12 protein-coding genes are annotated in these 13181 nt (G+C 62.2%); 5 read left to right on the forward strand and 7 right to left on the reverse strand.

Annotated features, from left to right (window positions below; genetic code table 11):
• The first annotated feature begins 97 nt into the window (after positions 1–97).
• Positions 98–1273, forward strand: a complete 1176-nt coding sequence (locus ACZ9BE_RS08950) for a XylR family transcriptional regulator (protein ID WP_016774329.1) — start codon at positions 98–100, stop codon at positions 1271–1273.
• 12 nt (positions 1274–1285) lie between these two features.
• On the opposite strand, the gene ACZ9BE_RS08955 is transcribed toward ACZ9BE_RS08950, so the two are convergent.
• Entirely contained in the window at positions 1286–2452 is a 1167-nt protein-coding gene (locus tag ACZ9BE_RS08955) for an MFS transporter (RefSeq protein ID WP_041480537.1), read from the reverse strand.
• Between the two features lie 95 nt (positions 2453–2547).
• On the opposite strand from ACZ9BE_RS08955, the gene ACZ9BE_RS08960 reads away from it, so the two are divergent.
• Positions 2548–3441: a LysR family transcriptional regulator gene (locus ACZ9BE_RS08960; RefSeq protein ID WP_095179644.1), complete on the forward strand. Its 894-nt coding sequence runs from the start codon at positions 2548–2550 to the stop codon at positions 3439–3441.
• Between the two features lie 48 nt (positions 3442–3489).
• On the opposite strand, the gene ACZ9BE_RS08965 is transcribed toward ACZ9BE_RS08960, so the two are convergent.
• Positions 3490–4266 (reverse strand): SDR family oxidoreductase, encoded by a 777-nt coding sequence (locus tag ACZ9BE_RS08965; protein ID WP_236169200.1) that lies wholly within the window; start codon positions 4264–4266, stop codon positions 3490–3492.
• A 208-nt stretch (positions 4267–4474) separates the two neighbouring features.
• Here ACZ9BE_RS08965 and ACZ9BE_RS08970 point away from each other — a divergent pair, with 208 nt between their 5' ends.
• Positions 4475–5383, forward strand: a complete 909-nt coding sequence (locus ACZ9BE_RS08970; protein WP_476249263.1) for a LysR family transcriptional regulator — start codon at positions 4475–4477, stop codon at positions 5381–5383.
• 13 nt (positions 5384–5396) lie between these two features.
• Here the strand turns inward: ACZ9BE_RS08970 and ACZ9BE_RS08975 are convergent, their stop codons facing one another.
• Positions 5397–6836, reverse strand: coding sequence for an HD domain-containing phosphohydrolase (locus ACZ9BE_RS08975; protein ID WP_476249264.1), 1440 nt, complete (start codon positions 6834–6836; stop codon positions 5397–5399).
• 88 nt (positions 6837–6924) lie between these two features.
• Between ACZ9BE_RS08975 and ACZ9BE_RS08980 the strand changes: the two genes are divergently transcribed.
• Together ACZ9BE_RS08980 and ACZ9BE_RS08985 are read left to right on the forward strand one after the other, a co-directional pair.
• Positions 6925–7698 (forward strand): alpha/beta fold hydrolase, encoded by a 774-nt coding sequence (locus tag ACZ9BE_RS08980; RefSeq protein ID WP_476249265.1) that lies wholly within the window; start codon positions 6925–6927, stop codon positions 7696–7698.
• 26 nt (positions 7699–7724) lie between these two features.
• On the forward strand, positions 7725–9296 hold the full coding sequence (locus ACZ9BE_RS08985; RefSeq protein ID WP_252887736.1) for a GMC family oxidoreductase: 1572 nt from the start codon (positions 7725–7727) through the stop codon (positions 9294–9296).
• Between the two features lie 75 nt (positions 9297–9371).
• Here ACZ9BE_RS08985 and ACZ9BE_RS08990 read toward each other — a convergent pair whose 3' ends face one another.
• The 4 genes from ACZ9BE_RS08990 to ACZ9BE_RS09005 all read right to left on the reverse strand — a co-directional run bounded on the left by ACZ9BE_RS08990 (position 9372) and on the right by ACZ9BE_RS09005 (position 13101).
• Positions 9372–9785, reverse strand: coding sequence for a PaaI family thioesterase (locus ACZ9BE_RS08990; RefSeq protein ID WP_041480531.1), 414 nt, complete (start codon positions 9783–9785; stop codon positions 9372–9374).
• Between the two features lie 119 nt (positions 9786–9904).
• Complete coding sequence (locus ACZ9BE_RS08995) at positions 9905–10846, reverse strand: AraC family transcriptional regulator (RefSeq protein ID WP_476249266.1); 942 nt, start codon at positions 10844–10846, stop codon at positions 9905–9907.
• Between the two features lie 908 nt (positions 10847–11754).
• Positions 11755–12579 carry an oxidoreductase gene (locus ACZ9BE_RS09000; protein ID WP_476249267.1) on the reverse strand — a complete coding sequence of 275 codons (825 nt, stop codon included), beginning with the start codon at positions 12577–12579 and terminating at the stop codon, positions 11755–11757.
• A gap of 189 nt (positions 12580–12768) precedes the next feature.
• Positions 12769–13101 (reverse strand): hypothetical protein, encoded by a 333-nt coding sequence (locus tag ACZ9BE_RS09005; protein WP_252869268.1) that lies wholly within the window; start codon positions 13099–13101, stop codon positions 12769–12771.
• Positions 13102–13181 lie beyond the last annotated feature (80 nt).

Below are 13181 nucleotides of genomic sequence, written 5' to 3' on the forward strand. Positions count from 1 at the left end.
CGAGCAGGCTCGCTCCCACATTTGATTCGTGTCGTGCACAAAACCGTGTGGGAGCGAGCCTGCTCGCGAATGGCTTTACGCAAAATCCGGATACTGAATGAAAAGCCTACCGCCCGTGCACCGCATCGCCCTGTTGTTCAACGGCAGCAAGATCTACGACCGTGGAATCATCAGCGGCATCGGCAACTACCTGAGCAGCACCCGCGCTTCCTGGGACCTGTTTCTGGAAGAGGACTTTCTTTGCCGCTTGAAGGGCATCGAGCGTTGGCAGGGTGACGGCATCATTGCTGACTTCGACGATCCGCTGATCGGCGAGGCGCTGGCCGACATTCATTTGCCGGTGGTGGCGGTCGGCGGTTCTTACGAGGATGCTCGCGCTTATCCGAAAGCGATCCCCTACGTTGCCACTGATAACAACGCACTGATCACTCTGGCTTATTCGCATCTGGTCGAGGCGGGGTTGCAGCGCTTTGCCTGTTTCAGCCTGCCGGAAGCGCAGGCCAATCGCTGGGCGCAGGAGCGGGAAAAAGCCTTTCGCAAACTGATGCAACGAGACGGCCTGCACGCCGAGATCTATCGCGGCATGGGCACCAGCGCGCCGCTGTGGGACAGCGCCGTCGAACAACTGATCGCCTGGCTGCACAGCCTGCCGAAACCGATCGGCATCATCGCCGTCAGCGACGCCCGCGCCCGCCAGTTGCTGCAAGCCTGCCTGACCGCCGGCATCGCCGTGCCGGAGCAGGTCGCGCTGATCGGCATCGACAACGACCCGCTGACCCGCAGCCTGACGCGTGTACCGCTGAGTTCGGTGATTCAGGGCACCGAAACCATGGGCCGCACCGCTGCGCAATTGCTGCACCAGATGCTCCACGGCATGCCGTCCACCGGCACGCAAATCCTGATTCCGCCTGATGCGGTCAATGTGCAGGTGTCGAGCCTGCACCAACCGCTGGGCAATCCCTACGTCATGCAAGCGCTGCTGTTCATCCGCCAATATGCCTGTCAGGGCATCAAGACCGCGCAAGTGGCGGCGTATGTCGGCGTGTCGCGCTCATCGCTGGAAGCGCATTTCCGCGCCGAGCGCGGTTGCAGCGTGCATGACGAGATTCTGCGTTTCAAACTGGCGGCGGCTACCAGCGGTTTGAAGAACACCGATGCTGCGATTGCCGACATTGCCCAGGCCTGCGGCTTCAAATCGGCGCAGTACCTGCACACGGTGTTCCGTCGCGAGTTCGGCTGCACGCCCCGCGAGTATCAGCAGGGCGGGGCGTAGCGCTGCGAAGACTTACGCCAGCGCAGCGGCACTGGCTCTGGAGCGCCAGGCGAACGTCAGCACCATCAGCAACCCCAGACCAGCCATCGCCGCGCCGGCCAGGGAAATCGCCGGATAACCCAGCCCGGCATTGATCACCGCGCCACCCAGCGCCGCGCCGATCGCGTTGCCGAAATTGAAGGCACCGATGTTCACCGCCGAAGCCAGATTCGGCGCGTCCTTGGCCGCTTCCATCACGCGCATTTGCAGCGGTGGCACCAGGGCGAAACTGGCGATACCCCAGATCAGAATGGCCACGGCGGCCGGCAGCGGCCAGCGCATCAGCACCGTGAACGCCAGCAACACCACAATCAATGCGCTCAGCGACACGATCAGGGTGCGGTCGATCGAACGGTCGGCAGCCTTGCCACCCCACATGTTGCCCAGCGTCAAACCGATTCCGAACAACACCAGCATGGCGGTGATGAACGCGGCGGAGGCATGGGTCTCGCTGCTGAGGATCGGCGCGATGTAGGTGAATACGGTGAACATCGCACTTGAGCCGACCACGGTCAGGGCCAGCGCGGCCAACACCGGACCGCGGCCCAATACCCGTATTTCTGCCAGCGCACCCGCGCCTTGCTCTGCTTTCAGATTGGGCAGGGCGAACCACAAGGCGATCATGGTCAGCACACCGAGGCCGGTAATGCCCCAGAACGCCGTGCGCCAGCCGAACAGCTCACCGAACCAGGCTGCCAGCGGCACACCGCCAATGGTCGCCAGGGTCAGGCCCATGAACATCGCCGCGACTGCGCCGGCGCGTTTTTCCGGCGCGACCACGCTGGCGGCGACCACAGAGCCCACTCCGAAGAATGCGCCGTGATTGAGCGAGGTGATCACTCGGGCGACCATCAGGCTGGAGTAATCGGTGGCCAGCGCCGACATCAGGTTACCCAGGGTGAAAATCGCCATCAGCCCGATCAGCAGATAGCGCCGGGGGATCTTGCCAGTGGTCAGGGTCATCAGCGGCGCGCCGAGCAGCACGCCCAAGGCGTAGGCACTGACCAGCAACCCCGCAGCGGGAATGGAAACGCCGAGATCGGCGGCGATGCCGGGCAACATGCCCATCGGCGCGAACTCGGTGACGCCGATGCCAAAGGCGCCGACAGCGAGTGCAACAAGTGGTGGATTGATACGCATGGAAAGTCTCCTCATCTATGCCGCCAATGCTACGATCCATGGTTTCCAGGCGGTAGATGGCGATTTTGGCAATCACCTTTGCGCAAGAGGCACGAATGGACTTCAACGGCAGGTCAGGGGAAATGAGCGTGTTCGTCACCGTGGCGCAGGAGGGCAGCCTCTCAGCTGCTGCGCGTGCGCTGGGGCTGACGCCTTCGGCGGTCAGTCGGATCATCGCCCGCGCCGAACAGCGACTCGGCACTCGTCTGTTGCTGCGCACCACCCGCGCGCTGACGTTTACCGCCGAGGGCGAAGCCTTTCTGCGCGGTGCCCGGCGGATTCTCGCCGACATGGATGAAGTGGAAGGGGCCATCACCGATCAAGGCGTACCCAAGGGCCGCTTGCGCGTCAGTGCCGCCCTTGGCCATGGACGGCTGACCATTGTGCCGCTGGTCGCAGCCTTCACCGCCCGTTACCCGAACATCGTGGTCGACCTCAGCCTTGGCGACGAAGTCGTTGACATCCTCGCCGGCCAGGCGGACGTCGCCATCCGCTTCGGCCATCTGCCCGACAGCCCGTTGACCGCACGCCGGCTCGGCCACACCGGCCAAGTGGTCGTGGCATCGCCCGACTATCTGGAACGTCATGGCACGCCTCAGCAACCCGAAGACCTGCTCAAGCACAACTGCCTGCGCTTCAACTTCCGCCGCGCCGAAGCCAACTGGCCGTTCATCCGCGACGGCAAGGAGTTCTCGCTGAAAGTCAGCGGCAACATCGAATGCAGCAGCGGCGAAGCACTGGCCCAGTTCGCCAGACTCGGCGCCGGAATTGCGCGGATTGGCGAGTTCACCGTCAGGGAAGACTTGCAGTGCGGCGCGCTGATCCCGCTGCTGCAAGCGTTCAACCCGGGCGATGAGGAACCGATTCATGCGGTGTTCGTCGGCGGCGCGGCGATGCCGGTGCGGGTGCGCTTGTTTGTGGATTTTTTGCTGGAGCAGCATCGGATGTAGACGTGCTGTGCGGATTCTGCGGGTCGTCCATGACCCGCAGACTGGCGGCTAAATGGTCGGGATGGTGCCGCCGTCGATCACAAATTCACTCCCGGTGATCGACGCTGCTCGCGGCGATGCCAGGAACCCGATCAGCTCAGCCACTTCAACTGGCGTCGACGGGCGGCCGAGCGGGATACCGCCCAGGGCCTGCATGATGATGTCCTTGCCACCTTGATAGTCAGTGCCTGCCTCCTGCGCGAGTCGCTCGGCGAATGCCACCGACGCTTCGGTTTCAACCCAGCCCGGCGATACCCGCACGACGCGAACCCCCTTGGGTGACACTTCTTTCGACAGGCTTTTGCTGTAGGTCGACAGCGCAGCCTTGGCCGCCGCGTACGCCGTCGTTGATTCCGGCAGTGGCAGCCTACTCTGGATGGATGTGACATGGATCACCACGCCATTACGACGCTCGAGCATGTCCGGCAGCAGGGCGCGATCAAGGCGCACCGCCGGCAGCAGATTCAGGTTGAGCTCGCGTTGCCACTGTTCCTCGTCCAGCGCCGCAAAACCACCACCGGGGGCCGACGAGCCACCCAGGACATGGATCACTATGTCGACGCCGCCCAGTTGCTGTTCGACCGCAGCGATGAGTGCGTCACAACCTTCCCGGGTCGAAAGATCAGCCGCGACCAGCAGTGCGCCCGGCATTTGGACGTCCACTTGCCGAGCCGAGGTGATGACTTTCGCGCCCTCGGCTACGAACCAATCCACAACGGCTCTGCCGATTCCCTTGGTGCCGCCGGTGACGAGCACCCGCTTGCCAGTCAATCCTGAATTCAGCATGGCGAGATCTCCAGCGCGAGGAATTGATGGATTGCGTCGGAGATTTTTTTCTCGTCGGTGACCGTGAGATACGTTTGCACGACGTTGGAAAGTTGAAGGTTCATTGCCTGACTCCTGATTGATGGTCTGGAGTCATCTTGCTGCGCTGCAGATAGTTTGTTCAACTGGGACAAATCGTAATGACCCATCCCGGAAAACAGGACAATCCATGGCCCAGGATCGCTTAGCCCTTAATGAACTGGATGCCGTTATAGCGGTGGCACGCAGGGGGTCGTTCCGCCAGGCTGCCATTGATCTCGACGTTTCGACCACCGCGCTGAGCAACACCATTGCGCAACTCGAAGCGCGCCTCGAATCGCGCCTGTTCAACCGCACCACCCGCAGCGTCGCCATCACCGAAGCGGGCAGGGTGTTTCTCGAGCAAGTGGGGCCAGCCTTGCACGACTTGCGCGCCGCACTGGATGCAGTGCGATCGCAGAATGCCGGACCCTCGGGAACGCTGCGCATCAACGCATTCGCCAGCGCTGCTCGTTCGGCGCTGCTCCCACTGGTGATCGAGTTTTTGCAGCAGCATCCGAAAGTCCACATTGACCTTGTGACCGAAGGGCGCCTGGTGGATATCGTGGCTGACGGCTTCGATTTCGGCGTGCGCTCGGCAGGCCTGGTGCCCAACGATGTGATTGTGGTGCCAGTCGGGCCGCCGCAACGGTACGCGGTGGTCGGTTCGCCGGGGTATTTTGCACAACACGACAAACCGCGCTCGCCGTCCGATCTGCCCGGGCATCGATGCATCCGTGTGCGACTGCCGAACGGGGCGATTTTCCCTTGGTATTTCGAGCGCGACGGCGAAGTCATTCGTCTGGATGTGAACGGGCCGCTGACCCTGGATGAATCGAGCGTGGTCAAGGTGGCGGTGCAGGCGGATATGGGGCTGGGCTTTTTCATGGAGCAGGACGTTCGTGACGAAATCCGCAGCGGCGAGTTCGTGCAGGTACTCAAGGACTGGACCCCGCCCCGAGACAGGTTGTGCCTGTACTACCCGAACCGCCGCAATCCCTCTGCGGCCGCCAGGGCATTCATCGAACTGGCTCGCGCCAGGCAGGCTGATCAGGCTTGACCCGGCGCAGGGCTCAGGCGATCAAGCCCAGTGTCAGCCCCTTCAGAGTGGCGGCTGCACGGGTCGAGCATTGCAATTTGCGAAAGATGCTTTCCATGTGCGTGCGTACCGTGCTCGGACTGATATCCAACAGTTGCGCGACTTGTTTGTTGCTGGCGCCACGGCTGATCTCCAGAAGAATGCGGCACTCACGGGCTGTCAGCAGCGAAGGCTTGGGTTGCCGCAGGCGGCGCTCGCCACTGGCGGCGGCAATGACCGCTTCGCAGACATCGTTGTCGAACAGACCACGGCCAGCATCCTGTTTGAGTAGCGTGGCGGCTGCGGCTTCGTCGTGAGCTGTTCGCCATGGCCGGGCTTGCCTCAACGCTACCCAGGCGACCGAGGTGGCGAACAGCCGATGTTCGGCATTCAGTGCATCACCGGCCACGCCGCGAAAATAGCCGCTGCCATCGAGCCGTTCATACGCGTGGGTGGCTATCTCGGCGGGCGCGGCCAGTTCAGGTACCGGTCGGAGCGCCTGTTGCGTCCAGTAAGGCACCAGGCGAATTCGCTCCGCCGCCCCATAGGGCAGCGGCCCTGGGCTATTCCATAGGTGATTGGAAACGGCTGCGCGGCCGAGACCGTAAATGAGTGCAGACTTGCCAATGTTTGCCAAAGCCGGCTCACTCAGCCCCCACAGGCGTGCCGCTTCCACGGCAACATGCGCGACCTGACGCGAATGCCCGGCCAGCCATGGCAGCTTCAAGTCAATGACGTCTCCGACCAAAGTCAGCGAGACACGACGCTGCTCAGGCGCGGGTTCAACTTTTGTGCAAAGCGTTTCCAGATCCGCCAGCCAGGCCTTGGCATTAGCCACCAGCAACGACACCAGCGACGCGGGATAGCGCCGATCCGACTGCTCGTTGATCCAGCGCAACGCCGCGTCCAGGCCGTGAGCGCGAGTGAGAATATCCAGATCACCGGCCATGACCACCTGATAGGCCACCTCCGGGATATGTTCATGCGCCACGCCGAGCGGTCGGCCAGTGCCGTCGTAGGTTTCGAACACCCGACACAGGCCCGCTTCGACGGCGGTTCCGAGCTGGAGGGTTTTGGCGATTGCACCGGACACTTCACAGTGCACCACGGCCAGCGGGGTTGCCTGATGCACCGCGTTCATCTGCTCACTGCCCAAGGTCAGATCGAGCATTGCGCGGCGACCATCGACGTCGTCGCCGAGCAGGTCGGCAAAGCCTTCGGCGTTGGCCGTGCACCCAGACCAGCGCAGCAAGGCAATCTGCTCTGCAACCTGCAGATGCTCACCGGCGCCGTGGCATGCCTGCGCGAGCATCCGCGCCAAAGCGGCAACGCGCCGGGAGTGACCGAGCGGTTGCCCCATGCTGAGGTCACCGACCTGGGCGATGGTTGCCAGTGCGCCGTCCAGTGAGATGTCCAGTTGCAAGCCACTATCCATGAAAAATGCCCCGGGGTCGGATAATTGACCGATGCCCACATCGCAGGCCGGCCAGCACACTCTGAACTCCCGAACAGGAGCTCATCCAATGAAAACAATCAAATCGAAATTCGCCACCGTCGCCTTTGCCCTGGCCAGTACCTTCATGGCCGGCGCCAGCCACGCGCAGGATACAACGCCTTCGGTGGTGATCGTACACGGCGCCTTCGCCGACGGTTCCGACTGGGCCAAAGTGGTGCCACTGCTGCAAGCCAAAGGCGTGGCCGTTACCGTTGTGCAAAACCCGCTCACCTCGCTGGCCGATGACGTTGCCGCCACGCGCCGCGCGCTGAACAACCAGCAGGGCAAGGTGGTGCTGGTCGGTCACTCCTGGGGCGGCACGGTGATCACCGAAGCCGGCAACGACCAGAAAGTGAGCGCTCTGGTGTACGTCGCCGCCTTCGCGCCAGAGGCCGGGCAAACCAGCGGCGAGCAGGGTAAAGGCGCGCCGACGCCGCCGGGCATCAGTCAGATCAAGGCCGACGGTAACGGCTTCCTCTATCTGACCGCTGAAGGCATGGCCAAGGATTTCGCTCAGGATCTGCCGGCCGCGCAGACCGCCGTCATGACCGCCACACAGGGGCCGATCAAGGCCTCGGCTTTCGAAGATAAAACCACCGTTTCGGCCTGGAAAACCAAGCCGTCCTGGTACCTGCTCGCTACCGAAGACCGGATGATTCATCCCGACGTCCAGCGGTCTGCCGCCAAGCGCATCGGTGCGACCCTCGCCGAGGTGAAGTCCAGCCATGTCCCGCAGCAGTCGCAGCCGGCGCAAGTCGCGGCGGTGATTCTCAAAGCCGTGCACAGCGTTGCTGAGCAGTGATCGCGGCATCGAAGGGGAGCGGGCATATGAACCCTCGAAGCGCTCACGACTATGATTTCATTGTCTGTGGTGCCGGCACGTCGGGCTGCGTGGTCGCTGCGCGGCTTGCCGATCAGTCAGGCGCACGGGTTCTGCTGATTGAAGCCGGCGAAGGTTACTCAGGCCCCGAGGTGACCGAACCGGCGCAATGGCCGCTGAACCTCGGCTCCGCGCGCGACTGGGCATTCGAGGGGCAATCCGATCCACGCCTCAACGGTCGACGGCTCCCGCTGAGCATGGGCAAGGGGCTCGGTGGAGGTTCGAGCATCAACGTGATGGTCTGGTCGCGCGGCCATCGCGCCGATTGGGAGCATTTTGCTGCCGAGTCTGGCGACCCGGCCTGGGGCTACGCATCGGTTCTCGATTACTACCGCAGGATCGAAAACTGGCAAGGCAGCCCGGACGCCACTCGGCGTGGTTCAGGTGGGCCGGTACATGTCGAACAGCCGGCCACGCCTCAACCCCTTGCGTGGGCAACGCTGGAGGCGGCCAGCGATCTGGGCATCCCCCGATTCGACAGTCCCAATGGCGAGATGATGGAAGGCGCAGGTGGGATCGCTGTCACCGACCTGCGCATCAAACAGGGCAAGCGCGAATCGGTTTACGACGCCTACATCCAGCCACGCTTGCAATGTCCAAATCTGACGGTGCTGACCGGAGCCTTAGTGACCCGCGTGTTGCTGGTCGGCACCCGGGCCGTCGGTGTCGAAGTGTTGATCGCCGGCGAGCGGCGCTGCTTTCATGCCGCAGCTGAAGTCATCCTGTCCATGGGCGCGGTGCAATCACCGAAAGTGCTCATGCAGTCGGGCATCGGCCCGGCGGATGAACTGCGAAAACACGGCATCGCACCGGTCGTTCATCTACCCGGTGTGGGCGAGAATTTGCAGGATCATCTGGCGTTCGCTTGCACGTGGGAGTATCGACAACCCCAGGCCGTCGCTGGCAGCGGATGCGAAACCACCTTGTACTGGAAAAGCGACAGCCGCCTGGAAGCCCCGGACCTGTTGCAGTGCCAGTTGGCATTCGCGGTACCGTCTCCGCCTGAGGTCGCCATCGAGCCGCCGGAGCATGGCTGGACCATGTTCGCCGGGCTGGCCAGACCGGCCAGTCGTGGGCGCTTGCGGTTGTCGGGTGCTGGGCCGCTGGATGCGCCGATCATTGAGCCGAACTCCCTGAGCGAGCCCGAGGACATGGCCGCAGCCCATGCGTCGATCGAACTGTGCCGCGCACTCGGCAACAGCCAGGCCTTCAATGCGCTGATCAAGCGCGAAGTCGTGCCCGGTCCCAGAGAGCGTCGCGCTATGGAGCAGTTCATCCGCAATTCGGCCGTGACCTACTGGCACCTGTCGTGCACGGCAAAAATGGGCCGCGATGCGCTGTCGGTGGTTGACCACCAATTACGCGTGTACGGGATCGACGGGCTGCGCGTTGCAGATGCCTCGATCATGCCGCGCATTACCGTTGGCAACACGATGGCGCCGTGTGTCGTTATTGGTGAGCGGGCGGCGGATATGCTTCTGGCTGCGTATGGGGTGACGATGGCGAACACAATGCCTTGAAGGTAATGGCCGTGCGGGCGGGGCGGCAAATCCCGGCCTGCCGTCCAGGTGGGACGATGAGTCGAGTCAGTCGATTCAATTCATCGGCACGGCGAACACGGCACTGGCGCGCGCAACCGTTCGCTCACCGACGTGCAGACTGACGCCAGCAAACGCCAGTTGGCGGCCCTTTCTGGAGTGCTCAAGGCGCACTTCGAGCCATTCGTTGATTTGCACTGCACCGAGATAATCCAGGGTCATGCTCGCCGTGATCAACGGCTGCGGCGGATCGCTGGAAAAGGCCATGGCGTAACCCATGCCCACGTCCGCTAGTGTCGCCAATACACCGCCATGCAAAGTGCCACGGCCGTTGGCGTGGCGGGAGTCGGTCAGTAAACCCAATTCCAAGTGCAGCCCCTGACCCCTGGCGTAGATCGGGCCGAGCAGATCCAGCAACGGACTGCTGCGGGTCAATGGAGTGAAACCTTCGGGAATGGCCGTGGTGTTCATGTTCCCATCCTGATGCAGGCGACTGACCTGCATGATTGGGCGAGGAAACGCAGGAGGGGGCAAGCACTATGCGAACGGGGAATTTGCTGCAATAAATGCGCGGAGCGTGGCACTGAAAATCAGTGCGACGACACAAACGGCGAAGCACTCGTCGGTGCCGGCAGCGCATAGGCCGTTTTCATCCACGCCACTTCCGCTAGCGGTGTGCGGCCGAAGAGGCGTTTGAAGTCGCGGCTGAATTGCGAGGCGCTTTCGTAACCGACCAGAAACGCAGATTTTGCCGCGGTCAGGTCGTTACGCAGCATCAGCAATCGCGCCTGGTGCAGCCGCGTCGACTTCAGATACTGCATCGGCGAGGAATCGGTAACCTTGCGAAAGTGCAGATGAAAATTCGGCACACTCATCTGCGCTTCCTCGGCCAGGGTTTCTACGTCGAGATGCTGGTTATAGCAACTGTGGATCTTGTGGATGGCGCGGGTCACTTTGCCGAACTGGCCTTGTTGGGCAATGGCGGCGCGCAGGGTGCCACCTTGTTCGCCGGTGAGGATACGGTAGTAGAGCTCGCGCAGCATCGCCGGGCCGAGGATTTGCGCGTCGGCATCGTTGCTCATCACTTCAAGAAAGCGCAGGGTCGATTGGCGTAGCGGTTCGTCGAGAGGCGAGGCGTACATGCCCATCGGTTGCGCTGTGGGAAATTCCCACCGCTCATCCACTTGCTGAATCAGCTCGCCGGCCAGGGCGAAATCCAGACGTACGTACACCGCGAGCATTGGCTCGGCTTCGCTGGCGTCGGTTTCCATGGTGAAAGGTACCGGCACTGACACCACCAGATAGTGCTGAGCGTCGTAGACGTAGATTTCATCGCCGAGATAGCCGCGTTTGCGCCCCTGACAGAGGATGACGATGCCCGGTTCATACAGCACCGGCGTGCGGGTCAGCGGTCGGTTGGAACGCAGGAAACGTACATCGTCCAGCGGGCTCAGGTTGTAGCCCTCCAGCGGGGCGAGCTGGCTCATTAGCTGGACCATGCGCGCGGTGATTGGGTCTTTCGGTTTCGGCATGGGCTGTGGGTTTCCTTGTGAAAAGGCGCGTTCGAACCTGTCTGGCTGATTGGCGGAGTGTCAGACAGAGCCCTCACCCTAGCCCTCTCCCAGAGGGAGAGGGGACTGACCGTGGTGTTAGATCGGGATCTGCCGACCTGAAATATCGCGCCGAATGCTGACCGCGCTGTTCTAGCGTAATAAGCCCTGCGGAAATCTTCGAGGCAGGCTCAGGAGTTGAATCCACCCGCGATCGGCTCCCTCTCCCAGAGGGAGAGGGGACTGACCGTGGTGTTTGATCGGGATCTGCCGACCTGAAATATCGCGCCGAATGCTGACCGCGCTGTTCTAGCGCAATAAGCCCTGCGGAAATCTTCGAGGCAGGCTCAGGAGTTGAATCCACCCGCGATCGGCTCCCTCTCCCAGAGGGAGAGGGGACTGACCGTGGTGTTTGATCGGGATCTGCCGACCTCAAATATCGCGCCGAATGCTGACCGCGCTGTTCTAGCGTAATAAGCCCTGCGGAAATCTTCGAGGCAGGCTCAGGAGTTGAATCCACCCGCGATCGGCTCCCTCTCCCAGAGGGAGAGGGGACTGACCGTGGTGTTTGATCGGGATCTGCCGACCTGAAATATCGCGCCGAATGCTGACCGCGCTGTTCTAGCGCAATAAGCCCTGCGGAAATCTTCGAGGCAGGCTCAGGAGTTGAATCCACCCGCGATCGGCTCCCTCTCCCAGAGGGAGAGGGGACTGACCGTGGTGTTTGATCGGGATCTGCCGACCTGAAATATCGCGCCGAATGCTGACCGCGCTGTTCTAGCGCAATAAGCCCTGCGGAAATCTTCGAGGCAGGCTCAGGAGTTGAATCCACCCGCGATCGGCTCCCTCTCCCTCCGGGAGAGGGCTGGGGTGAGGGTGCTTTTGATCTTTCAGCCATCCGTCGAACGACTAAGCGCTGCCCATTGCTCAATACTCTCCGCGGTCTGCTGCAACTTGTCACGCACCAGCGCCAGCGCATCACTGCCCAATAGCAGGTGAGCCGGCGGGTTTGGACTGTCGATGATCGTCAGCATGACCCGTGCAGCTTTCTGCGGATCGCCCAACTGATGGCCACTTTTCTCCTCCCGGGCCTTGCGCACCGGATCGAAGCTTGCGTCGTAGTCACTGATGCTACGCCGCGTGCGTTGCATCGAGCGGCCCGCCCAGTCGGTGCGAAATGACCCCGGCGCCACAGCGGTGACAAAAATATTGAAGGGTGCAAGCTCCTTGCTCAAGGTGTCGGAGATGCCCTCAAGCGCAAACTTGCTGCCGCAGTAATACGCGATCCCGGGCATGGTGATATGGCCCCCCATCGACGTGATATTAAGAACATGCCCCGCGCGGCGCTGGCGAAAATACGGGACGAACGCCTTGGCCACCGCCACCGCGCCGAACACGTTGACGTCGAACTGGCGGCGCATTTCCTGCAGCGACGACTCTTCAAAAATCCCCTCGTGGCCATAACCTGCGTTGTTGACCAGCACGTCCACCGGGCCGTGGCGATCCTCCACTGCCGCAACCACCCCATCGATGGCATCGAAATCGGTAACGTCCAGCACCACCCCATGAGCGCGTTCGGGCGACAGCGCTTCGAAGGCTGCCAGCGCGGATTCGCTGCGCACTGTGCCGATGATCTTATGGCCCTGGGCAAGTGCTTCCTTGGCCAGCGCCTGGCCGAAGCCGCTGCTGACACCGGTGATGAAAAGAGTCTTCATGGATTTGTACTCCAGCAGGCAATTGGAGAGGCCATGCTAGGGCGGATAACGCTGGCGGACGATGCCGAATCGGATCGAAGTATTGCCTGTTCCTATCAATTGAGTTTTCGATCAGGTCTTGCCTCAAAAGACGGAAAAGTCCTGCAGGTCTCAAACCCGCAGGACTTGTCCTGTCTCGGCAACACGCGCTTAAGCTGCGCGACGACCCGGTGTGCGGTCCGATCCATCAGCGGCCAGGGCCTCACCCAATGGGGTGCGGTCTGAACCGTCGGCAGCGATGGCCTGGCCTTGTGGGGTCTTGTCATAACCGTCCTCCGCCAGGCCTTTTTCCTCGAGGCGATTGCGGCCGTTTTCAGCCAGAGCCTGACCCTGCGGCGTACGTTCCGAGCCATCGGCAGCAACAGTCTGCTGTGGTTCGTTGACCTGGGTGAAGAAACGATCTTCCTGATTGCTCGGTACGGCGAATGCGCTGGCGCTGAGGGCGAAAGTGGCGACGGCGATCAGTTGGCTTACAGTTTTCATGGCGGTGACTCCGGTCAAGTTGAGATTGAGGTCCGGGTCGTTCAGATCCGTATCTGGTTAACCCGTTGCAGTGGTGTGTT

This window comes from Pseudomonas sp. TE9122 (assembly GCF_056278925.1).

What these genes read in the sequence shown, in the direction of transcription:
- ACZ9BE_RS08950 (WP_016774329.1), top strand. Translation starts at nt 98, where the DNA reads ATGAAAAGCCTACCGCCCGTGCACCGCATCGCCCTGTTGTTCAACGGC.
- ACZ9BE_RS08955 (WP_041480537.1), bottom strand. Translation starts at nt 2,452, where the DNA reads ATGCGTATCAATCCACCACTTGTTGCACTCGCTGTCGGCGCCTTTGGC.
- ACZ9BE_RS08960 (WP_095179644.1), top strand. Translation starts at nt 2,548, where the DNA reads ATGGACTTCAACGGCAGGTCAGGGGAAATGAGCGTGTTCGTCACCGTG.
- ACZ9BE_RS08965 (WP_236169200.1), bottom strand. Translation starts at nt 4,266, where the DNA reads ATGCTGAATTCAGGATTGACTGGCAAGCGGGTGCTCGTCACCGGCGGC.
- ACZ9BE_RS08970 (WP_476249263.1), top strand. Translation starts at nt 4,475, where the DNA reads ATGGCCCAGGATCGCTTAGCCCTTAATGAACTGGATGCCGTTATAGCG.
- ACZ9BE_RS08975 (WP_476249264.1), bottom strand. Translation starts at nt 6,836, where the DNA reads ATGGATAGTGGCTTGCAACTGGACATCTCACTGGACGGCGCACTGGCA.
- ACZ9BE_RS08980 (WP_476249265.1), top strand. Translation starts at nt 6,925, where the DNA reads ATGAAAACAATCAAATCGAAATTCGCCACCGTCGCCTTTGCCCTGGCC.
- ACZ9BE_RS08985 (WP_252887736.1), top strand. Translation starts at nt 7,725, where the DNA reads ATGAACCCTCGAAGCGCTCACGACTATGATTTCATTGTCTGTGGTGCC.
- ACZ9BE_RS08990 (WP_041480531.1), bottom strand. Translation starts at nt 9,785, where the DNA reads ATGAACACCACGGCCATTCCCGAAGGTTTCACTCCATTGACCCGCAGC.
- ACZ9BE_RS08995 (WP_476249266.1), bottom strand. Translation starts at nt 10,846, where the DNA reads ATGCCGAAACCGAAAGACCCAATCACCGCGCGCATGGTCCAGCTAATG.
- ACZ9BE_RS09000 (WP_476249267.1), bottom strand. Translation starts at nt 12,579, where the DNA reads ATGAAGACTCTTTTCATCACCGGTGTCAGCAGCGGCTTCGGCCAGGCG.
- ACZ9BE_RS09005 (WP_252869268.1), bottom strand. Translation starts at nt 13,101, where the DNA reads ATGAAAACTGTAAGCCAACTGATCGCCGTCGCCACTTTCGCCCTCAGC.